2 protein-coding genes are annotated in these 1167 nt (G+C 44.9%); both read left to right on the forward strand.

The window, feature by feature from the left end:
* Nucleotides 1-83 precede the first annotated feature (83 nt).
* Nucleotides 84-467, forward strand: a complete 384-nt coding sequence (gene tnpA / locus C3420_RS17045; protein WP_005094709.1) for an IS66-like element accessory protein TnpA — start codon at nt 84-86, stop codon at nt 465-467.
* The coding region (gene tnpB, locus C3420_RS17745; RefSeq protein ID WP_146048183.1) for an IS66 family insertion sequence element accessory protein TnpB at nt 410-1167 on the forward strand (758 nt) is incomplete at its 3' end. The genes tnpA and tnpB, both read left to right, overlap by 58 nt.

Genomic DNA, 1167 nt, shown 5'->3' on the forward strand with positions numbered 1-1167 from the left:
AGCGTCCGCTGAACACACCTTATGAATTCGTCCTATAAGCCTTAATTTAGTCCCCACTTAAAAACAAGTGGGGACTAAAATTTATGACTACAAATCACCAGACATCCATCGCATCTCTTGCGAAAAAACGAAGAACATACAGTGCTGAATTTAAACAGCAGATCGTTCAGGCTTGTAAAGCACCGGACGTTTCAATTGCTTCGGTCGCTTTGCAACATGGATTGAATACAAATCTCGTATCCAAATGGATTCGCTTAATTGATGCTAAGCCAGGGAATGATCGCTCACCACTACCGAATAAACCTGCATTTATTGCCTTATCCTGCTCTGCACCATTAGATCCTACTCCTACTGACATGTTAACGGTTCAAATTACTTTACCCCACTCAAAAGCAGAAATTGGCTTGAAATGGCAAGTATCAAAAATATCTGCTTTAGCAGAATTACTCAAGGCACTGGCAACATGATCCGTATCGATGAAATCTGGTTGTCTACCCAGCCCATGGACATGCGAGCAGGAATGGATACGGCCATGGCTCAGGTGGTGAGAGCCTTTGGCTACATCAAACCGCATTGTGCTTACCTGTTCTGTAATAAACGTGGCCATCGCATGAAAGTACTGGTGCATGATGGACTGGGGATCTGGCTGTGTGCCCGGCGGCTGGAACAGGGCAAATTTCACTGGGCTAAAGTTCACCAGGGTGAAAGCGTAGCCCTGCCCGGAACAGTTACAGGCACTGATCCAGGGTTTGCCCTGGCAGCGCATTGGACAACAGCAGGTAGTGACGATGCTCTAAACCAGGTTGGTGCATTCTGCTATTCTCCAAACGTTCTATTTCCTCTGCGTCATGACCTCAGGCATACTGAGGTCATGAATACGCTGCCTGACTTAAGCCAACTGACCCATGAACAACTGCTGGAATTTACCAGACAGTTGGCAATGCAGCATCAGTCTCTAGCACAATCAAACCAGCAATTAGATGCCAGAGTTCAACATCTTGAAGTCACCAATCAGCAATTAGATTCTAAAGTTCAACATCTTTCTATTCTCAATCAAAAATACGAGCATGAACTCGCACTATTTAAACAGCACAAATTCGGCAGTAAAAACGAACATCTCACTGCAAAACAAATCCATCTCTGGGATGAAGCGGTCGAAGAAGATAT

The organism is Acinetobacter sp. ACNIH3 (assembly GCF_002918965.1).
In the GTDB taxonomy this organism is placed as follows: domain Bacteria; phylum Pseudomonadota; class Gammaproteobacteria; order Pseudomonadales; family Moraxellaceae; genus Acinetobacter; species Acinetobacter schindleri.

What these genes read in the sequence shown, in the direction of transcription:
- tnpA (WP_005094709.1), top strand. Translation starts at nt 84, where the DNA reads ATGACTACAAATCACCAGACATCCATCGCATCTCTTGCGAAAAAACGA.